This is a genomic window from Rhodococcus sp. NPDC056743 (assembly GCF_042790355.1).
Taxonomy (GTDB): domain Bacteria; phylum Actinomycetota; class Actinomycetes; order Mycobacteriales; family Mycobacteriaceae; genus Rhodococcus_F.
Genome location: NZ_JBHTZI010000009.1, coordinates 81,846 through 103,287 on the forward strand (window position 1 = coordinate 81,846; position 21,442 = coordinate 103,287).

The 21,442-nt window shown below is 61.4% G+C and carries 20 protein-coding genes and 1 pseudogene; 6 read left to right on the forward strand and 15 right to left on the reverse strand.

Features of this window, described 5'->3' with window-relative positions; genetic code table 11:
• Positions 1 to 1,353 carry a DNA polymerase IV gene (locus ACFRFQ_RS21150; protein WP_378661802.1) on the forward strand — a complete coding sequence of 451 codons (1,353 nt, stop codon included), beginning with the start codon at positions 1 to 3 and terminating at the stop codon, positions 1,351 to 1,353.
• A 132-nt stretch (positions 1,354 to 1,485) separates the two neighbouring features.
• Positions 1,486 to 1,968, forward strand: coding sequence for a hypothetical protein (locus ACFRFQ_RS21155; RefSeq protein WP_378661805.1), 483 nt, complete (start codon positions 1,486 to 1,488; stop codon positions 1,966 to 1,968).
• A 74-nt stretch (positions 1,969 to 2,042) separates the two neighbouring features.
• Here the strand turns inward: ACFRFQ_RS21155 and ACFRFQ_RS21160 are convergent, their stop codons facing one another.
• The gene (locus tag ACFRFQ_RS21160; protein ID WP_378661807.1) at positions 2,043 to 3,434 is read right to left on the reverse strand and encodes a glutamate decarboxylase; all 1,392 of its coding nucleotides are present in this window, start codon (positions 3,432 to 3,434) and stop codon (positions 2,043 to 2,045) included.
• Between the two features lie 118 nt (positions 3,435 to 3,552).
• Positions 3,553 to 3,933, reverse strand: coding sequence for a hypothetical protein (locus ACFRFQ_RS21165; protein ID WP_378661810.1), 381 nt, complete (start codon positions 3,931 to 3,933; stop codon positions 3,553 to 3,555).
• Between the two features lie 104 nt (positions 3,934 to 4,037).
• Here ACFRFQ_RS21165 and ACFRFQ_RS21170 point away from each other — a divergent pair, with 104 nt between their 5' ends.
• Positions 4,038 to 6,800, forward strand: a complete 2,763-nt coding sequence (locus tag ACFRFQ_RS21170) for a BTAD domain-containing putative transcriptional regulator (RefSeq protein ID WP_378661813.1) — start codon at positions 4,038 to 4,040, stop codon at positions 6,798 to 6,800.
• Positions 6,801 to 6,869: 69 nt separating this feature from the next.
• Positions 6,870 to 7,706, forward strand: coding sequence for an alpha/beta fold hydrolase (locus ACFRFQ_RS21175; protein WP_378661816.1), 837 nt, complete (start codon positions 6,870 to 6,872; stop codon positions 7,704 to 7,706).
• A gap of 94 nt (positions 7,707 to 7,800) precedes the next feature.
• Here the strand turns inward: ACFRFQ_RS21175 and ACFRFQ_RS21180 are convergent, their stop codons facing one another.
• From ACFRFQ_RS21180 to ACFRFQ_RS21190, 3 genes are read right to left on the reverse strand one after another with little or no spacing between them, the layout of a single operon-like run.
• Positions 7,801 to 8,541: an ABC transporter permease gene (locus ACFRFQ_RS21180; RefSeq protein WP_378661819.1), complete on the reverse strand. Its 741-nt coding sequence runs from the start codon at positions 8,539 to 8,541 to the stop codon at positions 7,801 to 7,803.
• A complete protein-coding gene (locus tag ACFRFQ_RS21185) occupies positions 8,538 to 9,473 on the reverse strand; it encodes an ABC transporter ATP-binding protein (RefSeq protein WP_378661822.1) in 936 nt (311 codons plus the stop codon). Before ACFRFQ_RS21185 ends, ACFRFQ_RS21180 begins: the two co-directional genes overlap by 4 nt.
• Positions 9,470 to 9,832 carry a GntR family transcriptional regulator gene (locus ACFRFQ_RS21190; protein WP_378661825.1) on the reverse strand — a complete coding sequence of 121 codons (363 nt, stop codon included), beginning with the start codon at positions 9,830 to 9,832 and terminating at the stop codon, positions 9,470 to 9,472. The genes ACFRFQ_RS21185 and ACFRFQ_RS21190 overlap by 4 nt, the downstream gene beginning before the upstream one ends.
• Before the next feature lie 337 nt (positions 9,833 to 10,169).
• On the opposite strand from ACFRFQ_RS21190, the gene ACFRFQ_RS21195 reads away from it, so the two are divergent.
• Positions 10,170 to 10,550, forward strand: coding sequence for a hypothetical protein (locus ACFRFQ_RS21195; protein WP_378661826.1), 381 nt, complete (start codon positions 10,170 to 10,172; stop codon positions 10,548 to 10,550).
• Between the two features lie 49 nt (positions 10,551 to 10,599).
• Here the strand turns inward: ACFRFQ_RS21195 and ACFRFQ_RS21200 are convergent, their stop codons facing one another.
• The 10 genes and pseudogenes from ACFRFQ_RS21200 to ACFRFQ_RS21245 all read right to left on the reverse strand — a co-directional run bounded on the left by ACFRFQ_RS21200 (position 10,600) and on the right by ACFRFQ_RS21245 (position 20,365).
• A complete protein-coding gene (locus ACFRFQ_RS21200) occupies positions 10,600 to 11,826 on the reverse strand; it encodes an allantoate amidohydrolase (RefSeq protein WP_378661829.1) in 1,227 nt (408 codons plus the stop codon).
• Positions 11,827 to 11,866: 40 nt separating this feature from the next.
• The gene (locus ACFRFQ_RS21205) at positions 11,867 to 12,517 is read right to left on the reverse strand and encodes a helix-turn-helix domain-containing protein (protein ID WP_378661832.1); all 651 of its coding nucleotides are present in this window, start codon (positions 12,515 to 12,517) and stop codon (positions 11,867 to 11,869) included.
• Positions 12,518 to 12,554: 37 nt separating this feature from the next.
• On the reverse strand, positions 12,555 to 13,877 hold the full coding sequence (locus ACFRFQ_RS21210; protein ID WP_378661835.1) for an FMN-binding glutamate synthase family protein: 1,323 nt from the start codon (positions 13,875 to 13,877) through the stop codon (positions 12,555 to 12,557).
• A gap of 12 nt (positions 13,878 to 13,889) precedes the next feature.
• Positions 13,890 to 14,600: a protein glxC gene (locus ACFRFQ_RS21215; protein ID WP_378661837.1), complete on the reverse strand. Its 711-nt coding sequence runs from the start codon at positions 14,598 to 14,600 to the stop codon at positions 13,890 to 13,892.
• Positions 14,585 to 15,484: a glutamine amidotransferase family protein gene (locus ACFRFQ_RS21220; protein ID WP_378661840.1), complete on the reverse strand. Its 900-nt coding sequence runs from the start codon at positions 15,482 to 15,484 to the stop codon at positions 14,585 to 14,587. The genes ACFRFQ_RS21215 and ACFRFQ_RS21220 overlap by 16 nt, the downstream gene beginning before the upstream one ends.
• A 32-nt stretch (positions 15,485 to 15,516) precedes the next feature.
• Positions 15,517 to 16,875 (reverse strand): type III glutamate--ammonia ligase, encoded by a 1,359-nt coding sequence (gene glnT / locus ACFRFQ_RS21225; protein WP_378661843.1) that lies wholly within the window; start codon positions 16,873 to 16,875, stop codon positions 15,517 to 15,519.
• Between the two features lie 51 nt (positions 16,876 to 16,926).
• On the reverse strand, positions 16,927 to 18,117 hold the full coding sequence (locus ACFRFQ_RS21230) for an NAD(P)/FAD-dependent oxidoreductase (RefSeq protein ID WP_378661846.1): 1,191 nt from the start codon (positions 18,115 to 18,117) through the stop codon (positions 16,927 to 16,929).
• A 394-nt stretch (positions 18,118 to 18,511) separates the two neighbouring features.
• A complete protein-coding gene (locus tag ACFRFQ_RS21235) occupies positions 18,512 to 19,072 on the reverse strand; it encodes a HutD family protein (RefSeq protein ID WP_378661848.1) in 561 nt (186 codons plus the stop codon).
• Positions 19,073 to 19,121: 49 nt separating this feature from the next.
• A pseudogene (locus ACFRFQ_RS21240) lies at positions 19,122 to 19,697 on the reverse strand (cupin domain-containing protein); the annotation flags it as partial.
• A gap of 305 nt (positions 19,698 to 20,002) precedes the next feature.
• The gene (locus tag ACFRFQ_RS21245; protein ID WP_378661851.1) at positions 20,003 to 20,365 is read right to left on the reverse strand and encodes a nitroreductase/quinone reductase family protein; all 363 of its coding nucleotides are present in this window, start codon (positions 20,363 to 20,365) and stop codon (positions 20,003 to 20,005) included.
• Positions 20,366 to 20,984: 619 nt separating this feature from the next.
• Here ACFRFQ_RS21245 and ACFRFQ_RS21250 point away from each other — a divergent pair.
• Positions 20,985 to 21,374: a MarR family winged helix-turn-helix transcriptional regulator gene (locus ACFRFQ_RS21250; protein ID WP_378661853.1), complete on the forward strand. Its 390-nt coding sequence runs from the start codon at positions 20,985 to 20,987 to the stop codon at positions 21,372 to 21,374.
• The last annotated feature ends 68 nt before the right edge of the window (positions 21,375 to 21,442 follow it).

The following is a 21,442-nucleotide window of genomic DNA, read 5'->3' on the forward strand; positions in this document are numbered from 1 at the left end:
ATGAACCAAGGTGATCCCACGCGAAGCCGCCGGTGGGTGCTTCATCTCGACATGGATGCGTTTTTTGCCTCTGCTGAGCAGTTGACCCGTCCGACATTGCGCGGACGGCCCGTCATGGTGGGCGGGCTGGGTGGCCGGGGTGTGGTTGCCGGTGCCAGCTACGAAGCCCGTGCATTCGGGGCTCGGTCGGCCATGCCGATGCATCAGGCGCGGCGTCTGGTGGGCGGCGGTGCAGTGGTTCTCCCGCCGCGGATGTCGCTGTATTCGGTGCTGAGTAAAGGGGCGTTCGACGCGTTGCGGCTGCGCATGCCGGTGCTCGAGCAGTTGTCGGTGGACGAGGCCTTTGGTGAACCGGTCGAGTTGGCCGGAGCCGGTGCCGATGAGGTACGGGCATTCTGTGAGGAACTGCGGGCCTTGGTGCTGACGGAGACCGGGATGGTTGCCTCCATCGGGGCGGGTGCGGGCAAGCAGGTCGCGAAGATCGCGTCGGGGCTGGCCAAGCCGAACGGGGTGGCCGTCGTGCCACCGGGGCAGCAGCATGAACTCCTCGATTCACTGCCGGTTCGGAAACTGTGGGGAATCGGCCCGGTGGCGGAGGAGAAGCTCAAACGGTTGGGGATCGTGACCATTGGTGGTTTTGCGCGCACCCCGATATCGGAGGTCGCGTCGATCCTGGGTGCGACGGTGGGACCTGGCTTGCATCGCTTGGCGCAGGGCATCGACGATCGCCCCGTGGCCGAGCGTGCCGACTCCAAGCAGATCAGTGCGGAATCGACATTCGCGAGCGACATCGTGACGTTGGGGCAGTTGCGCGCGGCGGTGGAGAGCAGCGGCGCGTCGGCATTCTCCCGTCTCGAAAAGGACGGTCGGGCGGCGCGGACGGTAGTGCTCAAACTGAAAAGATCCGACATGAGTGTGCTGACCAGGTCGGTGACCTTGCCATACGCCACGCTCGATCGAGCGATTCTGATTGCCACCGCACAGAAGCAAGTGATCGATCCGGTGGAATTGGGCCCGATCCGGCTGGTGGGGGTGGGATTTGCCGGGCTGTCGACTGTTCGTCAGGGCTCCTTGTTCCCGGAGCTGGATCAGAATGTTCCCGGGTATCCGATCGACACTCTCGCGGAGAATCTCGACGAGAGTCCCGTGCCCGCGCGAGTTCCGGAGCGGTATTGGCACCCCGGTCTGGATGTGAGCCATCCCGAATTCGGACACGGCTGGGTGCAGGGCGCCGGTCATGGCGTAGTGACTGTTCGTTTCGAAACCCGTTCCACCGGAACAGGAATCGCCAAAACCTTTACCGAGGACGACGCGTCGCTTCAGGTGGCGGATGCGCTCGACAGCCTTCTCTAAGGACACCCTTAGACTTTTTCGGCTTACCGTTGGGTAATGTTGTAGCGGACCGCGGGCGAGGCACGTCAGTGCTGAGAACGCTCGTATGTGAAAACCGGAATGGATAGGACTGAGAAGTTGAAGCTTCGTAACATGACCGTCGCAGCCGTCGCGATTGCAGCGGCCCTGACGATGACTGCCTGCAGTTCCGAAGAGGCCGAGCCCGCCAAGCCCACCACCTCGGCAAAGGCCACGACCACCACGGTCGAGGTCGATATCGCGCTGCCGACCGCAGCCGAGCTCAATGCCAAGATCGTGACGGCACTCGACGAGAGCGTTCCGTCGTCTGAGAAGGTCAAGTTCGTCGAGGGCGCAGACGCCGATCCCGAGCTGATCAACCAGGTCGCCGCCGCTGCCAAGGCTGCCGGCGCACAGGTCGAGGTTGTCGACCCCGTCACCGATTCGGGTAGCGGCACGGCTACCGCACCGTTGAGCATCGTTCTCAACGGCCAGCCCCTCGCTGGTGGCATGAACGCTGTTTTCGTGAACCTCGACGGTGACTGGGCTCTGTCCAAGACCACCGCATGCCAGATCGTCAGCTTTGCTCAGCTGACCACCCCGGCTTGCGCTGCTTGATATTCACCTAGCTGACAAAAACGGCCGCCAGTCCCTCACGGGTCCGGCGGCCGTTTTCGTTCACTGAGGCGCGTTCAGTGGTGGAATCCCTCGGTGACGCGAGGCTTGGGCATCGGACTGGACAGTTCGTCGAGGAACGCGGTTTCCTCCTCGATGACACCCAACAGGTTTGCAGCCAAGTCCATACTCAGGCCGTTGCGCACGACAATGCGCTGCACGGTGAGGTCGGTGAGGTTGTCCGGCATGGGATACGCCGGCACGAGCCAGCCTTTGGCGCGTAATCGATCCGACAGATCGTAGAGCGTCCAGTTCTCGGTGTGCCCGGCCTTCAGTCGCCACGCGAATACCGGGATGTCGCTGCCGTCGTTCCAGAGTTCGAAGGCGTCGAGCTTGCCGATTCCTTCGGCGAGGAATTTTGCGACGTCCTGCGACGACTGCTGGATTGATCGGTAACCGTCGTGGCCGAGCCGCAAGAACATGTAGAACTGTAAGATCACCTGGGCGCCGGGGCGCGAGAAGTTGAGTGCAAAGGTCGGCATACTGCCGCCGAGGTAGCTGACTTTGAACACCAGATCCTCGGGGAGCAGATCCTCCGAGCGCCACACCACCCAGCCCAGGCCCGGATACACGAGGCCGTATTTGTGCGCCGACGTGTTGATGGAATGAACTCGGGGGAGCCGGAAGTCCCATTCGATTTCCGGTTGGAGGAACGGTGCGATCATGGCGCCCGACGCCCCGTCGACGTGGATCGGGATGTCGAGTCCGGTCTTCTTCTGGATCGCGTCGAGTGCGTTGGAAATCTCGAGGACGGGTTCGTACATCCCGGTGTAGGTGACACCCATGATTGCGACAACACCGATGGTGTTCTCGTCGACGTACTTCTCGAGATCGTGCCCGTCGAGCGTGCGATGTTCCTCGCTGATCGGGACGTATCGCGCTTCGATGTCCCAGTAGTTGCAGAACTTTTCCCAACAGACTTGCACGGCCGAACTCATAATCATGTTCGGCCGATCCACCGGTTTGCCGGCTGCTCGCCTCGCATGCTGCCAGCGGCGTTTGAGAGCGAGCCCGCCCAGCATGCAGGCTTCCGACGAGCCGATGGTCGACGTGCCGATCGCGTCCTTGGGGGAGGGTGCATTCCACAGGTCGGCGAGCATTCGCCAGCAGTATGTTTCGATCGCCGCCGTCTGCGGGTATTCATCCTTGTCGATCATGTTCTTGTCGAACGACTCCGAATACAGGCGCGTGGCATGGTCATCCATCCACGTGCCTACAAAGGTCGCGAGATTCAGCCGCGCATTGCCGTCCAACATCGTTTCGTCGTGGACGATCTGGTAAGCGGTCTCGGGAAGCATGCCGTCAGGTTCGAGGGTGTATTTCGAGGCAACCGAATCTTCTCCGGGTCTGGAGAAAATGGGATTCGCGGCAACGTAGTCGGTGTGTTCGGCTCTTCTCGGCTCTGGCATGAACTTCTACTCCTCACAACGGTATTTCACGGTGGTCGGTGTCCTGTTTGTTCGCATCCAGCTACCCTTACCGTTCATTGTGGAAGGGAAGTTGTCAAAGGGGACCGTGATCAACCGATTACGCCGTCTGAGTTCTGAGCCTGCGTGCTTCGTAGAACGCCGCGAGATAACACACGGTGGTGACAATCAGGAGTAGACCCGAGATGCGGGCGAAGGCGCGGTCGTCGAAAACCAGAAGCGCCGTGCCCGCCACCCCGAGAGCGAGGACGTACGTGAGTTTTGCTGCCTGCCACCGAGGCGAGTCGGGACGGATCGCAGAAGGCTTGCCTCGCACGGTGATCCGCCAATCGAAGAGGAGTGGCAGAACCACCGCGACCCAGACGGCCGTACCGAAATCGCCTTCGAGAATTCCGGCGACGGCGAGGAATACAGCACTGAGAACAAGAGTGCTCACCACGAGCACCTGTAATTGCGATTGTGCATTCACAGGAACCGTCATGCCTGACGTATACCCAGAGAACGCGCCGGTATTCGGTCTCGGCCTACCAGCTGTTGTGGTCATCTGTCTGTCCGGCTGGTTCGAAGAGCGCTAGGTTTGTGTCTATGCCTCTGAACGTGGAGTTGTTCGGCCCGGTGGTCGTGCGACTTGATGGGGCGGCACTGTCGCTCGGCGGCCCTATTCCCAGAGCGATCGTTGCCAGACTTGCGTTACGCCCCGGGCGCCGATTTTCAGCCGAGGAGCTGATCGACGATATCTGGGAATGCCCGCCTCCTTCGGCGCACGCGTCGTTACGCGCACACATCTCGCGCCTGCGGAGTGTGCTCGGAGAACGGCTCGTCGGAGGCCGCAGTGGGTACGAACTGATGGATGTCGAGCGCGTCGACATGCTCGATTTCGCTTCGGCTGTGGAAAGCGGACTCAGCGAACAATCTTCGGCTTGTCTCGAGCTGGCTGAAAGGATCTGGACTGCAGAGCCGTTCGAAGGTCTGAAGGATCTGCCGTTCGTTTCTGCTTATTCGACGCAGCTGCAGGGGCAACGACGCGCTGCCGCAGAACTGTTGGGGCGCTTGAGGTTAGAGGCAGGAGACTTTCTGGGCGCGATTGCGACGTTGACGCCCCTTGTCTCCGAGAATGGGATCAATGAGTTGCCCGTGGCGCTGTTGGCGCGAGCCCTAGCTCGGGCGGGAAGGACAAGCGACGCGCTCGCTACCATCGATGTGCATCGCCGTCGGGTGGCGGAGGAATTGGGCCTCGATCCGTCGCCGGCGCTGGCCGTCCTTCGTGGCGATATCGTTCGGCATTCGTCGTCGGTCGCGGCAGCGCCGCTCGGGCGAATTGATGTCGAGCGTCACGGGTTTCCACTCCCGCTGACTGGTTTTATTGGTAGAAAGCGTGAACTCGAAGCAATCGACCAGGCCCGGTTACGTGCCCGGTTGATCACAGTGACGGGTAGTGGTGGTGTCGGCAAGACGCGCTTGGCCGTCGAGAGCACGCGACGAATCCGTGACGATGTCGACGATGGCCAATGGATGCTCGAAATGGCACCGCTTACTGCCGAAGGGGAACTGGTTTCGGCACTGGCAGAGGTCGTCCGTGTTCCCGTCCCCTCGATAGAGGGCATCAGCGGCCGGCTGTCGGAGGGGCGCAATCTGCTGGTGCTCGACAATGCAGAGCATCTGCGACCGGCAGTGACCGGCTTGTGCCAAGAATTGTTGGCTCGGTGCCGGGGGTTGGCGATATTGGTCACCAGTCGCGAACCGCTAAGCATCCCCGGTGAACACGTCATCGCGATTGGGCCGATGCTCGGCACCACCCTCGACGATGCGGTTGAACTTTTCTCCTCTCGTGCGGACGACGCTCACCCCGGTTTCAGTGATAACTCCGATATGGCGAGCGTGCGCATGCTCTGTGAACTACTCGACGGGATTCCCCTTGGTATCGAACTCGCCGCGGCACGATTGTCCATCCAATCGTTGCCCGACGTACTTCGATCAATTCGTTTACGGCCCGGCGAATCTCGATCTTTGGCGGCCACAACCACCCGCCATAGCTCGATGCACAGCACAGTTGCGTGGAGCGTCGAACTACTTGCCGAGCCAGAGCGTGACCTTCTCGCCCAGATCGGACGATTTCAGGGGCCGATCACTCTCGAGGCAATTTCGGGAATTTGCCGGTTGCCGGAAGGCTGCTCGGTTCACGAACTGACAGCGAGTCTGACGCGGAAGTCGCTGTTGTCGATCGACTCCGGGGGACAGGGAGTTCGAGTCTTCAAGATGCTCGAAGCAACCAAGGCCTTCGCGCGGGCGATGCCGGTCGACGACGCAGAAAGCTGGGGAATTCGGCATCGAGAGTGGTTCGCAATGACTGTCGATGCCATTGCGCCTCAATTGTTTTCGCGCATGTCCGCATTCGCCCACGAGATGCTGGACCTGATGCGCCCGGACATGTTGCGGGCGCTGAACGAAGCAATTTCCTCACGCGAGGGCTACTCCGCGCTCAGGCTCGCTGGTGGGCAGGGATGGCACTGGGTGCGCCGGGGCATGTTGACCGAAGGCCGAGAATGGCTCGACAAGGCAATGCTCGCTGCCGACGGCGATCGTGGAGTCGATATCGACAGTGCACGAGCGCGAGTACTTCACGCCGAGTGCATTCTGGCGTACATGTCGGGGGACATTCCGAACGCCCGCAGATGTGCGGTCAGCTGCGCCGACTACGCGACGCGAGCCGCTGATCGTAATCTCATGGCGGTTGCTCGCGGGATTCTCGCCTACTGGGAAGCGCTTTTCGGCGACGTAATCGAAGCAAAGTCTCTGATGAACAACGCATTCGAGCTCGCAGTAGACGTTGAGCCGTGGGCGCGCAGCGAAACCCTGATGACCTGCGGGCAAGTGCAGCGTTCGCTCGGTCAGCCTGCGCATGCTCTCGATACCCTGTCGGAAGCAGAACAACTCGCGCGGAGTTGCGGCCATGGGTGGGCGCTGATCCCAGCGGTGGGAATTTCCTCGAAGATTCTGATCGACCTGGGTCGTGGTTCAGATGCGATTGCTCGGTTGGCACCTGCCGCGGCTCGAGCGTTCGCCGACCACGATCCGACGTCGACGATGGCAACGCTGCATCAGTCGATCGGTGCCGCAGCGCTCATCGAGCGGCACCACGAAGGGGCTGTACTACACGCAGTCGTCGGCAGGCTGGGAAAGCGATACAACTTCGATCCGCTCATCACCGAACCGGAGGATTCGGCTCGTTACCTTACGCAGATCCGGCAGAGCCTCACGCACGATGAATGGCTGCGTGCAGAGGACGTGGGCCGAAATATGCCCCTGCGAGCAGCGGTGAACATGCTGGGTTCTCTCGTCTCCTCGTAAGGATTGCAGAAACATTGCAACCCCTGATAGGCCGCCCGACAGCTGCGGGTACAGCGATAGTTTTCCCACATGACTATCAACTCGTTGCCCTCACCGACCCTCGTTCCGACGTGCGTCGGGACCCTCGCGCTGCGACAGATCGGTGCACGTACTGGCCCTGTGACGGTGCTGTGGCACAGCATGTTCGTCGACTCGTCCAGCTGGAATCGAGTGATTCCGTTGCTGCCTCGGGATCGTCGGTTACTGATCGTCGACGGTCCAGGTTACGGGGACAGTGGCCCACTCCACAGAACATCATCCATAGCAGAATGCGCTTGCGCTGCAATCGAACTGCTCGACAGCGTAGGCATCAGTGATCCGGTCGACTGGGTAGGTAACGCCTGGGGTGGACACGTCGGCTATCACCTCGCTGGAACGTCCCCAGATCGACTGCGGACTTTGGTGACCATCAGTGCGCCTGCACTTCCACTGCCGAGGCTCGATCGCATCAAGCTCGAGGGCCTCAGCTACGTACTTCGGCTATTCGGTCCGACAGCATCCCTTCGCCGCAAGATCGCGGTCGCTCAACTGACCGACGGTGCCAGGCAAGACCCCGAGATGCTGGAGTACATGGAGTCGGCTGTACATCGTGCCGGTGGCAACAACCTCGCGCATGCGACACGATCGTTCATCGTGAGACGGTCGGATCTGTCCGAACACGCCGCGAACGCAACGCTTCCGATACTGATTGTTGCTACCGACGATCGCGGTGAACTGACGCCGGAACAAGCACGTGCCACCGCAGTAAAGTGCTGTGACGCCGAAGTCGCAGTGGTCGGGAAGTCTCGAACCCTCGTTCCACTCGAACAACCGCAGCAGCTCGCAGACCTGCTGATCGATTTTTGGGCGAGACGATCTCGGCAGTGAAATCCTTCCCCGGTCGACGGCCTGCCGCCCCGGAAAGATGCGACGACGAAGAAAGCTCAATTTCGGTTGCGCATTGTCTCGCTCGTTGCGTAGGTCACGGCGTCGCGCGCCGCAGCGTTGTCCAGGATCCGGCGATGCACGCGGTGGCCAAGGCCAAGGGGAGTAGCGTCATCGGCACAACTCGGGGGACGTCGACGAACCATGATCCGATTGCGGGCCACCAGTGTGCCCAGGTGATGACGATCGCGGACAGGCCGAGGGCGCCGAATAGTCCGGTCAAGGCAGTGAGCAGGCCGGTAGTGCGCCATCGTTGGTAGATCGCTCCGGTCAGCATTGCGATCGAGCTGGTGAGTAAGAGCGTCGCGAACAGCGAAAGTAGTTGCACGGCGGCGCTGTCGGTGAAGTACCGCGCGATGCCGAACATACGCATGTACACACCCCAGCCGTCGGTGGCGGATTCGATGACCGACAGTAGGAAAAGTGCGATCGCGAAAACTGCCGACTGCGCTACCGCCATCACTGTGGTTGCGGCGAAGAACTCGCGGCGGGTCACGCTCAGTCCGAGCGCGAACGGGAACGTTTGTGCCATCGACTGCAGGTAGAACGCGAGTACAAAGCCGTAGACGGAGAACACACTGCCGGTGAACCCTTCGTCCTGCTCGTTCCCGACGATCGCGTAGATGGTGAAACTGATCAGGAACGAGACCAGCAGAATGCCGACCGGCCAGGCGATGAGCAGCGGCCACGCGACCGTGTGCAATCGCAGGACGGAGCCGACCCTGGATCCGGTAGACGCCTTCGGGACCGTACGCGGGGCTGTCGTGGCGATGCTCATACGGTGCTCTCCTTGGGTTGCGTGGTGGTCGCGATGACAAGTTCCTGCAAAGATGCCGGCTCCAGTTCGACCCCCGCCTCCCGGAGTCGGTTCCGGTCGGAATCGGTCACGTGGGTCTGCACCATGGTGCGGGCGTGGCTGCCGAGCGTCTCACGGTGCAGGACGATGCCGGACGCGGCAAAAGCGTCGACAGCAGCGAAGGGACCAGTTGCGACAACTGCGCGGCTGCGTAGTGTGTCCGCGTCCTCGTCGACCACGATCCGGCCTCGCTCGACCACGATCACGTGCTCGAGCAGATTGGCTACCTCGTCGATGAGGTGAGTCGAAAGTATGACGGTGCGTGGATGTTCGGCGTAGTCGGCGAGCAACCGGTCGTAGAACAGTTGGCGCGCAACGGCATCGAGGCCGAGGTACGGTTCGTCGAAGAGTGTCAGCGGTGCGCGGGATGCGAGCCCGATGATCACTCCCAGTGCCGATCGCATGCCGCGTGAGAGTTTCTTGACCTTACGGGACAGGGGAAGTTGGAAGTCGTCGAGCAGTGTCTCCGCGAACGTAGAGTCCCAGTTCGGTAGCAGATGACCGGCGGCGACGAGTACATGCTTGACCCGGAGATCTTCAGGGTACGTCTGGCTTTCCTTGACGAAGCACACGTTCGCCAACACGGCCGAATTCTCGAACGGGGAGGCGCCGAACACCTCGACGTCACCGCTGGTATGCAGGTCCTGCCCGGTCAGGATCTGCATGATCGTCGTCTTGCCCGCACCGTTGCGACCGAGTAGGCCGTAGATTTTGTTGCGGCCGATCTCGAACGACACGTCCGAGATCGCCGCGACATCCCCGTACCTCCTGTTCACAGCGCGCATCGAAGCGGCGGTGTCGGATCCAGCGAAACGGGCGGCGGTGGACTCGGTTGTGGTCATGGTCCCGTTCATCGGGCCACCTTCCTGTCGTCGAGCATGGATTTCAGGTCCTCGAGGGGGATCTGGAGTCGTTCGGCTTCTGCGACGAGCGGTTCGATGTACAGGCGCGCGAACGCTTCTCGGCGCCTGAACCGGAGCGCATTGCGCGCGCCGACGGTGACGAACATCCCGATACCCCGTTTCTTGTAGAGGATTCCCTCGGCGACCAGTTGATTGAGGCCCTTGGCTGCCGTCGCCGGGTTGATCCGGTGAAACGCCGCGAGTTCGTTGGTCGAGGGCACTTGCCCGTCCTCGGGCAGCGAGCCGTCGATGATCGAGCTTTCGATCTGTTCGGCGATCTGCTGGAACAGCGGCCGGCCGTCGTCGATCACGAGGATCGCCCCATTAGGCTCGCTGGTTCATTAGTCATGTAATGAACCATAGAACTAGGAGGGCTGTGTTGGCAACCCTGTTGGCAGTGCGACTGCTCGGGTCGACGATTGATCGCCTCCGCATTGCAACTGTGAACCCACCGTCATGGGGTCTGAACAGGCCAGCTCCGGCGCTAGCCCCAAACGAAATGCAGTTTCCTGGCATCGAATGTCATGTCCGGCCAACGGTTTGAATTCCCTGGGCCTGAGAGTGTGAGGCCGGCAGGGAAGTCGGACAGTGGTAACACCTTGTTGTTCGGGGCCGACAGTATTGATATCCGCTACGGGAAGGAACTCAATGAGGCGCAGAATTGTCGGTGCAGCACGCGTTACGGCGACGGTTGTATCGGGGCTGGCCTTAGCTGCGACAATCGGCTCCGGCACCGCCCAGGCGGACCCCCAGGATTGCGTCGTCGAGCGGAATGTCTTCAGCGCGATGGCAACTTGCCATGACACTGACGCGCCGCCGGGCAGAGAGTATGCGCTGATCGTCGACTGTTGGGGCATTCACGGCATCCCCAATGCCTTTCCGTTCTACGCGATCGGTCCGTATAGCCAATCCAGTCCCTCATTTGTGCCGACAGGTCGCGGCACGGGGGGATGCAGCACGAATTGGGGTGTTCCCTCGTTGAATGTCGGCGTGGTCACCAATGCCCACGTGCAGGTCTATCGCCAATAGTAGATACGCGACAACGGCCGGGTGGTCGCCGAATTTATCGGTGCGTCATTCAGTCGGTGACCCAATCCGCCATGACGTCTGCCAGTGCTTCGGCCCCGATGTTGCAATCGGCCGCTTCGGCGAACTCGTCCGGGGAATGGGAGACTCCGGTCGGGTTGCGCACGAACAACATTGCGGTTGGAACCTTCGCGGAGAGGATTCCGGCATCATGGCCTGCTGCAGTGGGAAGTACCGGTACGTCTCCGAGGTGAGCAAGTGCGCGTTTGAGCTTTTCGCGGGGCTCCGACGGGAATTCGACGATGGGCGTGATGGATTCGGCGAATACCTCGAGTGCGATGCGGTCGAAGGTCGAGTGAGCTCGTGCGTCGGCCTCGATCTGTTCGACGAGTTTTGTCAGAGTCTCTTCGTCGGCGGCGCGGGCATCGAGCCACGCTTTGATCTCCGACGGTATTGCGTTTGCGCCGTTGGGAAGCACGTGTACTTTGCCGAATGTCGCGACGGCGCCGTGTGCGGTCGCAGCTGCGCGTGCGCTGTGCACGGAGGAGGCGAAGGCGAGCATCGGATCACGCCGGTCCACGAGTCGGGTTGCTCCGGCGTGGTTTGCCTCGCCGCTGAACGTGAATTCCCACCGGCCGTGAGGCCAGATGGACGAGGCGACGGCAATGGGCTTGTCTACCAGGTCGAGTGCGCGTCCTTGCTCCACGTGTAGTTCTACGTAGACACCGACCTTGCTCTCGAGGGTGTCGTCGGTCCCGATGTGCGTGGTTGACCGGCCGGCTTTGGACATGGCTTCTGCCAGCGTGATGCCGTCGACGTCCCGCAGTGCCAATGCGCGTTCGGGTTTGAGTGCGCCCGTCGTCAATTGGCTTCCGACGCAGGCAACTCCGAACCGAGCGCCTTCTTCGTCGGAGAACGCGGTGATCGCGATGGGGATCGTCGGTTCGATACCGCGTTCGCGGACGATGTCGATGGCGGCGAAGGCGGACACGACCCCGAGTGGACCGTCGTACGCACCACCGTCGGGAACGGAATCGAGGTGCGAGCCGGTGACGAACGCTCCGGTGGGCTCGCCTACCCACCCCGTCGGCATCCACCATGCCCACAGATTGCCGTTGCGGTCCTCTTCGACGTCCATTCCACGCTTCGACGCGTTGTCGCGAAACCACTCGCGCAGGGTCAGATCAGCGTCACCCCAGGCGAATCGGCGATATCCTCGGGTATTTCGGTGCTGGCCGACATCGAGGATTGTCGACCACAGAGTGTCGAAGGAAGTCATGGAAGTAGAGGTCCTCTCGGGAGAAGCGTGTTCGGAATTCTCACGCGACGTGGTTGTCGGGGTACGCAGTGACTGCGAGAAACTTGATGGGGAGTTCGAACAGATCTTTCGGACCGTGCAGCCCTTCTCCGTCGAGGAGAAGTGAATCGCCGGCGCGAAGCCGATAGTCGGATCCGTCGTGGGTGTAGACCATGTCTCCTTGCAGCATGAACAACAGTTCGGTACCGGGATGCTGGAAACGCGGCGAGATCGTCGACTCCTGCTCGAGTGTCACCACCACTGCTTCGAGTCGCCGATGTTGTCCACGCAGCGCACCGAGCATCTCGTAGTGATGACCTGAGCGCGTCCCTCTGCCGACGATGTGCGCGCCGCTTCCAGCCCGCGTGTACACCGATTCACGCTGCGTTCCGGCCCCGCGAAACAGTGTGGTTACCGGAACGTCAAGGCCGGTCGAGAGTCTCGACAGCGTCGCGAGGCTGCACGATGCCTGAGCATTCTCGATTTTGGAGAGCATGGCTTTGGAGATTCCGACTCGGGTAGCCATGTCACTGAGCGAGAGTCCGGCGTTGATCCGAAGATTGCGAACCTGGGCCCCGATCACGGCTTCAAGCGAGCCGTCGGACGCGGAGTCTGGTGTGACCTCGCGTGGTTCGGTGTCGTGCACGATTCCCGGTGTCTCGGTTGACGTCATGGCGTACCCCCTCTTTCCTGGCGTGGAGCGTGGGTTTTCAGTACCGGCCGGGGATCCAGGTGGTACCGGCGAGGGGAACGCGCGCCATCGCGGATGCTTCGACGGTGAGGGCGACAAGGTCCTCGGGCTCGAGATTGCGCAGGTGCGATTTTCCGCAGGCCCGTGCCAGGGTCTGAGCTTCCATGGTGAGGACTCGGAGGTAGTTGGCGAGACGCCGGCCACCTTCGACGGGGTCGAGGTTCTTCGACAGTTCCGGGTCTTGGGTGGTGATACCCGCAGGGTCGCGCCCGGCCTGGAAGTCGTCGTAGAAACCTGCTGCGCTACCGAGTGCTTCGTATTCCTTTGCGTAGCGAGGGCTGTTGTCTCCCAGTGCTATCAGAGCTGCGGTGCCGATGGCTACGGCGTCGGCGCCGAGTGCCATCGCCTTGGCGACATCGGCTCCGCTGCGGATTCCGCCGGAAATGATGAGCTGGACCTTGCGATGCACGCCCATTTCCTGCAAAGCCTGTACCGCTTGGGGAATCGCGGCGAGGGTCGGGATACCGACATGTTCGATGAACACGTCCTGGGTTGCGGCGGTTCCACCCTGCATGCCGTCGACGACGACTACGTCGGCGCCGGCCTTCACGGCTAGCTTGACGTCGTAGTAGGTACGTGTTGCGCCGACCTTGACGTAGATCGGCTTCTCCCAGTTGGTGATCTCGCGTAGTTCTATGATCTTGATCGCGAGGTCGTCGGGCCCGGTCCAGTCGGGGTGGCGGCAGGCGCTGCGCTGGTCGACGCCCATCGGCAGTGTTCGCATGCCGGCGACTCGCTCGGTGATCTTCTGGCCCAGGAGCATTCCGCCGCCACCGGGCTTGGCGCCCTGTCCGAGAACGATCTCGATGGCATCGGCTTTACGCAGGTCGTCGGGGTTCATGCCGTAGCGCGACGGGAGGTACTGGTAGACGAGGTTCTTGGATTGACCGCGTTCCTCCGGTGTCATTCCGCCGTCGCCGGTGGTGGTCGAGGTTCCGACCTCACTGGCTCCGCGTCCGAGTGCTTCCTTGGCTTGACCGGACAGCGCGCCGAAGCTCATACCAGCGATGGTGATCGGGATGTCCAGGTGTAGCGGGAACTTCGCGTGCGTGTCGCCGAGAACGACGTCGGTATCGCATTTCTCGCGGTAACCCTCGAGCGGGTAGCGCGACATCGAGGCGCCGAGGAACAGTAGGTCGTCGAAGTGGGGGAGCTTACGCTTGGCACCCCAACCGCGAATATCGTAGATTCCGGTCTCGGCGGCGCGCTGGATCTCGGCGATGACGCTGCGGTCGTAGGTTGCGGATTCGCGCAATACGGTGCCGGGTACTTCTGTTGTCATGGCGAACTTCTCCTAATACGCGCTGGCGTTGTCGACGTGGAAGTTGTACAGCTGACGGGCAGAGCCGTAGCGACTGAATTCGGTGGGATCGTGGTGCAGACCTGCGGCGGCCAGTAGTTCGCCGAGTTCCTTCAGGTGCTCGGGACGCATGTCCTTCTTGATGCAGTCAGCACCCAGTGACGCCACCGTGCCACGCACGTAGATTCTGGCCTCGTACAGTGAATCACCCAGTGCTTCACCGGCATTGCCGCACACAACGAGCCTACCCGCTTGTCCCATGAAAGCACTCATATGACCGATGTCGCCGCCGACGACGATGTCGACGCCCTTCATCGAAATTCCACATCGTGCGGCAGCGTTGCCATCGATGATCAGCAGTCCGCCGTGTGCGGTGGCGCCGGCGGATTGCGACGCGTCCCCTTTGACATGGACGGTGCCCGACATCATGTTCTCGGCCACTCCGACACCGGCATTTCCGGTAACCGTGACGCTGGCATGTTGATTCATTCCGGCGCAGTAGTAACCGACATGACCGTCGATGGTGACGTCGATATCCTTGTCCAGCCCGCACGCAAGGGCGTGTGCGCCCTGCGGTTGGGTAATGGTCAGACTGGTCGGGGCGTCCAGAGAACTCAGCAGTTCGTTGACTGCGCGGGTGCTCGAGGTCTGCAGATCGATGACGCTGGTTGCGATTTCGTGTGTGGTCGTCACTGACGGTGCCATACGTACACCTCTTCCGGTTCTGGTTCGAAGATTCGGGCGTTCTCGATGCCTGGCAGATGTGCCAGGGCGCGGTATTCGGATGCCATGGCCACCCAACGATCGGTCTCGGCGATGATCGCCGGCTTGCAGGCGATCGGATCACGAACGACGGCAAACGAGTCGCTGTTCGATACCAACAGTGTGTAGAAGCCGTCGAATGTCTCGTTGAGCATCAGCAGTGCCTTCTCGAGGTCGACGCCCTCGGCGAGCTGTTTGGCGACGAAGCGGGCGCCCACTTCGGTGTCGTTTTCGCTGTCGAAGTGCACGCCGACGCGTTCGAGGTCGTGCTTGATGCTCATGTGATTCGAGAACGAACCGTTGTGTACCAGGCACTGATCCGGTCCGACGGCAAAAGGATGAGAACCTTCCGCCGTGACAGCGGATTCGGTGGCCATCCGGGTATGCGCGACGCCTTGCCATCCGCCGGCCTGGGGGAGACCGAACCGGTGCGCAAGGTCGGTGGGGTTGCCCATGCCCTTGAGTACCGTCAGCTCCTCGCCGAATCCGATGATCCGGGCTCTGGGGGCGATCGTGCGGACCGCGTCTGCCAGGGCGTCTGCGGCGACCGGGGCGTGCACCACTACGGTGGGATCGAGGTCGTGCCCGGTCACCGCGACAGCGAGCCGATGAGTCAGCTGTTCTGCGAGTTCGATTGCGCTGACCGGAGAATCGAGAACTGAGACGGTTGCCTCGCCGACCGGTGACCAGGTTGGGTTGCCGTAGATCGCCATCCCGGCCGAGTCGGGTCCGCGATCACACATCGCGTCGAGCATGTCGGTCAGCAATGCACCGAGTTGGGGGTAGAGCGTGGCGTCACGTAGGTGAAGCCCGACGATTCCACACATGGAATGCCTCCTCGAAAGTATCGGAAAATGAGCTAGAACGCTGTCAGATAGTGGTCGACTTCCCACGAAGACACGGTGTTGTGCCAGGCGAAGAACTCCTCACGCTTGGTCTTCGCGAAATACTCGGCGACGCCGGTGCCTGCGACGTCGAGCGCGTCGGTCAGAACCGAGTCGGTTTCCAAGGCGTCCATCGCGTGGAGCAGTGTCATGGGGAGCATCTCGCTCGGGGAATCTCCGCTGCCGGGCTTGCCGGGGTGGAGATTTCGCCGTACACCGTCGAGGCCGGCGGCGATCGCACCCGCAGCTGCGAGGTACGGATTTGCCGATCCGTCGCCGCCGCGCAGCTCGACGCGGTTCTTGTCCGGCACCCGGAGGTAGTGGGTTCGATCGTTGCCGCCGTAGGTGGCGAAGCGAGGTGACCACGTTGCCCCACTGGTGGTCGCAGTAGCGCCGGTTCGCTTGTACGAGTTCACGGTTGGAGCGATGAGCCCCTGGAGCGCGCAGGCGTGCTCGAGAATGCCGGCGACAAAGGAGTACGCGGTGGGGGAGAGTCCGAGTCCCAGTTCGTCGCGGGGGTCTGGAAAGACCGCGCCGGCGTCGTTCCACAGCGACAGGTGCATGTGCAGCCCGCTTCCGGTGCGGGTGGTAAACGGCTTCGGCATGAATGTCGCTTGCATTCCACGCTTCTCGGCGATGACGGAGAGAAGGTAGCGCAGGGTGATCACACGGTCGGCTGTGGTCATAGCGTCGGCGTAGTCGAAATTCTGCTCGAACTGACCGTTTCCGTCTTCGTGGTCGTTTGCGTAGTTGCCCCAGCCGAGGGTGTTCATGGCTTCGGACACCTCGGTGAGGTGGTCGTACATCCGGGTCACGTCGCGGGCGTCGTAGCACGGATTGTTGCTCGTGTCCGAGCGGTCGGCGGTGACGAGTTCTCCGTCCACGCGGTTGACGAGAAAGTACTCGATCTCGGCGCCCACATTGACGGTCATGCCGAGTTCGGCAGCTTTTCGGAGTTGTTCCTTGAGGATGATGCGTGGTGCGTACGGCCACGGCTTGCCGTCGACGTATGGATCGCAGTGGACTAGGGCGAGTCCGGGTTTTACGAATGGAATCGGGGTGAAGGAACTGACGTCGGGGATCGCGACAAGATCGGAGTCCTTGGGTTCCTGACCCATGTGACCCGCTGCGTAACCGGCGAATCCGACTCCATCCTCTTCGAGTTGCCTGACAGCTTGGATGGGAACGAGTTTGGCGCAGGGTTTGCCGGACATCGTCACGAACAGGGCGAGGATGAAGGTGGTGTTGCTCGTGTGGGCGACCTCCGACAGCGTCGGTAAGGGATCCAGTGCCGTCGCGGTGGAGGGTGCGGCTTCAGAAGTGTCTACAGCCATGATGGAAGGTCCTTCTGGGAAGTAGGGTGTGGGAACCGATGCAGCTCGGTGTCAACGCATTTCGCCTGCACCTTCATAGGGATGAAGGCTGAAGAGGAAGTCGTCCTCGGCGAACCGCGAGTAGCGGAAGTCCGCCGCGTTGACGTTGGGGAGTGTGGTGTGGCCGTCGATCAGCAGATCGGCGACAAGCTTGCCGACTGCGGGAGAGATCTTGAATCCATGGCCGGAGAATCCGGTGGCGAGGAACAGCCCGTCGGCAGGAGAGGGCCCGATGATCGGGTTGTAGTCCGGCGTCACGTCATAGGCGCCGACGTACGAACTGGTGATCCGTGGGTCCGGCATGTCTGGCAACCGATGTCCGAGCTTCATGATGTTCTTCTCGATCGCAGCGTCGTCGGCGCGATTGACGTACTTGTCCGGGTCGATGTACTCCGGCGCCTGATGATCGGAGTTACCGACAAGGAGTTCGCCGTTGGGCTCTCGGCAGATGTACTGTAGCCCAGCCAGATCCGAGAGTACCGGAACTTCCGGTGTGGGAGCACCTTGATCGACCAGAACCAGTTGTGCACGTTGAGCTTTGACGTCGATGTCGACACCGACGCCGGCGGCGAGGGTGGGTGCCCATGGGCCGGTGGCGAGGATGACGTGCTCGGCATGTACCTCGGAACCGTCGGTCAAGGTAGCGCCGTAGACCGTACCTGCCGAGTTCTGCAACAGTGACACGACGGGGGTGCTTTGTCGGATCTTGACGCCCATCTTGCGGGCGGTTGCGGCAAACGCCATGCCCGCCATGTATGCCTCGCCGCGCCCGCCGAGTGGTTCGTAGGCGAACAGCGCGAAGTCGTCGAGGTGCAAACCCGGCCACAGCTCTGCCATCTTGTCGTGAGCGATGAATTCGGTGGCAATGCCCAGACTCTGCATCATGGCGATGTTGGCTTCGAGTGGTTTGACATTGTTCTCGGCAACTCCGACGACGTATCCACACTGTCGAAATGCCATGTCGTCGTCGAAGATTTCGGTTGCGCGAGTAAAGATATCGATTCCGTACCAGGACATTGCAGCCAATGAGGGAGTGCCGTAATGGCAGCGAACGACGCCGCTGGACTTGCCGGTCATGCCCGAGCACAGAGTATCCCGCTCGAGAACCAGAACGTCGGTCTCCCCTCGTTCTGCGAGGGAATACGCGATGGCCAGTCCTTCCAGGCCGCCGCCGATGATCAAGAACTTGGTCGTGTCGCTCACGTGTCGATCCTTTTCGGTGCGGAGAATTCTGTGGTGTGGGCCGGTAAGCCGGACCAGGTAGTTCGAAACTGTTTCAGCGGATGAATCATTGTTATCCACTATGAAACACATCGGTTATGTCATTCGTGTTACGTCTTTGTCAGCTCGACGTGACGAAGATTTTTGGATAGCGATGCCTGCGTACGGTTTTCGGCCGTCGTAAGGCCGATTCGCGCGACTGCTTCGATTGGCGACCGCCGGAACGCCAGGGGTATCGCGCGGATTCGACGAAATGCCAAGACCGACGTCGTCGATGATGCCCTGCGTGTCGAGGGCCTTCTTACGGGTAGCTGGGGGAACTGCGAATTCGGGCATGCGATGGTTGTGCGCGAACGGAGGCGTATCGCTGTAGGTGTCACCCTGGGGTTGGCCGATCGCGAATTTCGGCGATGAGAACCTTTCCGGTCCCACGGATTTCGACCGAGTCGAGGCGAATGACGATGCAGTCTCCTGCGTCGGCCGACCGAGATCCGGCCTCGACACGGCCGCTGTGCACGTAGAAGACGGTGACAGCGTGTATATCCGTGTTCACAGTAGAGTCGACGAGGTCGTGCACGGACACGGATGCTGTCGTCGTACGGCGGTCCACCATGACGTTGAATGCACCTGTCGCGCCATCCGGGATGCACCTGGGGGTTCTCTCGCCGTCGAAGCCGAACGGCCGCAGCGGTTCGATCGCGGTTGTTCCGCCCCTCCAATCGAACGTGACACCGTATGTGCCGATGACGGTGAACACGCGGCTGCGGCCTTCGAATGCGGAGAACTCTGTTGCTGCGTCGCCGAGATCTGCGACGCTCACGCGCCATCGAGGTGCCACCGTGGCGTCGACTGCGATCTCCTCGGTCACGCCGGCGCCGTTTTTCCACGGCACTCGTCGGCGGTCGCCGCGCCGGATCAGTTCGGTAGGGAGTGGCATTGTAAGGCTCCTTGCAGCAGAGGGCACTTCGATGTTGAAGCCGGTTTAAGTCCTCGTGATGATCGGGGTAGGCGGTTACTGCCAGGAATTTGATCGGCGGTCGGACCAAACCGTGTGGAACGTGCAGGCCCTCGCCGTCGAGAAGCAGTGAATAACCTTGGCGCAGTGTGTATTCGGATTCTGCGTGGCCATGCACCATGACGCCTTCGAGCATATAGAGGATTTCGGTACCCGGATGCCGGAGGGGAGGAAACACTTCGCTGGTGTCGATCATGGTGACCAGCACGGGTTTGACTCGCTTGTGCGGTCCGCGGAGTGCGCCGAGAGGTTCGTAGTGGTGGCCCACCCGGGTTCCACACCCACGATCACTGCGTCGCGGCCTGCCTCGACATAGACGGCCGCACGCGGCGAGTCGGCTCTGCGGATCAGATTTCGGACAGTACTGCCTTCGAAACACAGATCTTCGCCGCCATGTCGACTACCGACAGACCTGTCGAACGCCACAGTGCACGAACTTGTTTGGCGATGACTCGTTCGAGATCCAGACCAGTGGGCGTTTAGCTCGCGACCCCATCGCGGGATCGCCGGTGTCGCGGTGCGTGTCGATCGAGTCCGAAGCAGTCATCGGATGATTCTAGCCCTAATGTCTACTAACAGTGAACGAAATGTATGGATATGAGACGATGGCCCCGAATTGTCGAACGACCGTATGGGTTGTCGAGGGGGAGGGGATCCGGACGTTGAGAATTCGAGTCGTTCGATGCGGGTGACGGCAGTCGTGGTTTCGATGGTCTCTCGGGGGGATATCGATACTGCCGAAACAACTTCGGCAAAATTGGCGAACCAGCACGTTTCTGTGACTCTTCGAACGCATGCGGACGATTGTTGCTTCTCCTCGGGGAGTCGCCGCGTGCGGCGGTGGCCGTTGCGCTATCGCGGTGCGAGTCGGAAGACCGGGATCTGACGTCCGCTGGCCGCCGCTGTGGCTCGGTAGTCGCGGTAGCCGGCAAAAACTTGGACGGCTAGTGCGTATAGGCGTTCATACTCGTCAAGGTCGGTGACTTCGGTCGCCACGAACCTCTTTCCGCCAAGTTGGCACTGGGGGTGTGCAATCAGATTGAAATACCACTGGGGGTGTTTGGGTCCACCGTAATTCGAGGCGACCGTGATCGTATCGAGGCCGTCGTGGAAGTAGGTGATCTGAACTGCTCGGGGCAAGCCGGATTTGGCGCCGGTAGCTTCAAGTGTCGCTGAGGGGACTGCCCACTCTTGATTCAGGGCTCCGCTGGTCACGCGTTCGACCCACGGATCTATGTGAGAACCAATATGGCGCACGTAAGACCGCCCCACGCGTGAGCGGCCGAAACGCTCGATGAGTCTGTATCTTCGACCATGCTTCTTGTTCGGATCGACGTAACGAAGTCGCATGAAGCCGCCATACCCCCGCTCGGCTTGAGTAAACGCCACTGCTGGCGGCTGGACTGATGAGTGCTTTGCTGCGACCGTCGCTCCGTCGCGACTCCGCATGCCGCTCGTGCGTTTTCTCCGATGGATCGGTCCGACCCGGGTTTCGTCGACTTGGTGCCGTGATGCACTGCCTCGGCCGAGTGTCACCAGGTTCACTCGGCGGAGGGTTGTCAGATCAGTTCGATTCGAAGGGGACGATTTTTCCGGAGCAGGCGCCCAGCGTGACGAGTGATCCATCGATCCCACGAGTCGCGGCACGGAGGGTGATTTCGTCACCGTCTCGAAGGGAAGTGAACTCCGATCCGTCGGCGAGTGTGAGCGGTTCTTTTCCTCCCCAGGTTAATTCGAGGAAAGAATCACGCTGGTTCTGCGGTTGCGAGCCGGGGTCGAGAATGCCCAGTTCAGGGTTCGATCTGGCTAACGAATTCTGGCGCGGCTCTCGTTCGTGACGAACGCGCGTATGGAAGCGCGCGCGTCAGAGGCGGGACTGTCGATTCAGCAGATGCGCCTACTGGGCATCCTGCGTGACCGCGAACCGACCATCAACGAGCTCACGGTGAATCTGGGTGTAGACAAGTCCAGCGTGAGCGGTCTGGTGATCCGCGCCGAGCGCAGTGGTTTCGTAACCCGCACGCAGTATGAGCAGGACGGGCGGGCAGTCCGCGTGCGTCTGGAACCTTCCGGCCGGGCGATGATCGACGCAGCAAGCTCCCGGTTCGAGAGCGACGTGGAGCATACCTTCGTGACCTTGACCGGGCCGGAGCGAGCACGCTGGGTCGCACTTACTGTCCGCCTGCTCCGGGCGGAGGCAAACGAGCGCGGCCTAGGCCTTTAGTCCGGAAGGCCAAGCGCTAGGCCACATTGCGGACGCGGTTTTGTGTGCGGTCGCGGCTCAAAACTCAT

Bases quoted from the DNA above. Each gene is read 5' to 3' on its own strand.
- ACFRFQ_RS21205 (WP_378661832.1), bottom strand. From the start codon at position 12,517: ATGACGTCAACCGAGACACCGGGAATCGTGCACGACACCGAACCACGC.
- ACFRFQ_RS21165 (WP_378661810.1), bottom strand. From the start codon at position 3,933: ATGACGGTTCCTGTGAATGCACAATCGCAATTACAGGTGCTCGTGGTG.
- ACFRFQ_RS21220 (WP_378661840.1), bottom strand. From the start codon at position 15,484: ATGTGTGGAATCGTCGGGCTTCACCTACGTGACGCCACGCTCTACCCC.
- glnT (WP_378661843.1), bottom strand. From the start codon at position 16,875: ATGGCTGTAGACACTTCTGAAGCCGCACCCTCCACCGCGACGGCACTG.
- ACFRFQ_RS21170 (WP_378661813.1), top strand. From the start codon at position 4,038: ATGCCTCTGAACGTGGAGTTGTTCGGCCCGGTGGTCGTGCGACTTGAT.
- ACFRFQ_RS21185 (WP_378661822.1), bottom strand. From the start codon at position 9,473: ATGAACGGGACCATGACCACAACCGAGTCCACCGCCGCCCGTTTCGCT.
- ACFRFQ_RS21200 (WP_378661829.1), bottom strand. From the start codon at position 11,826: ATGACTTCCTTCGACACTCTGTGGTCGACAATCCTCGATGTCGGCCAG.
- ACFRFQ_RS21180 (WP_378661819.1), bottom strand. From the start codon at position 8,541: ATGAGCATCGCCACGACAGCCCCGCGTACGGTCCCGAAGGCGTCTACC.
- ACFRFQ_RS21235 (WP_378661848.1), bottom strand. From the start codon at position 19,072: ATGCCACTCCCTACCGAACTGATCCGGCGCGGCGACCGCCGACGAGTG.
- ACFRFQ_RS21155 (WP_378661805.1), top strand. From the start codon at position 1,486: ATGACCGTCGCAGCCGTCGCGATTGCAGCGGCCCTGACGATGACTGCC.
- ACFRFQ_RS21160 (WP_378661807.1), bottom strand. From the start codon at position 3,434: ATGCCAGAGCCGAGAAGAGCCGAACACACCGACTACGTTGCCGCGAAT.
- ACFRFQ_RS21215 (WP_378661837.1), bottom strand. From the start codon at position 14,600: ATGGCACCGTCAGTGACGACCACACACGAAATCGCAACCAGCGTCATC.
- ACFRFQ_RS21210 (WP_378661835.1), bottom strand. From the start codon at position 13,877: ATGACAACAGAAGTACCCGGCACCGTATTGCGCGAATCCGCAACCTAC.
- ACFRFQ_RS21195 (WP_378661826.1), top strand. From the start codon at position 10,170: ATGAGGCGCAGAATTGTCGGTGCAGCACGCGTTACGGCGACGGTTGTA.
- ACFRFQ_RS21150 (WP_378661802.1), top strand. From the start codon at position 1: ATGAACCAAGGTGATCCCACGCGAAGCCGCCGGTGGGTGCTTCATCTC.
- ACFRFQ_RS21175 (WP_378661816.1), top strand. From the start codon at position 6,870: ATGACTATCAACTCGTTGCCCTCACCGACCCTCGTTCCGACGTGCGTC.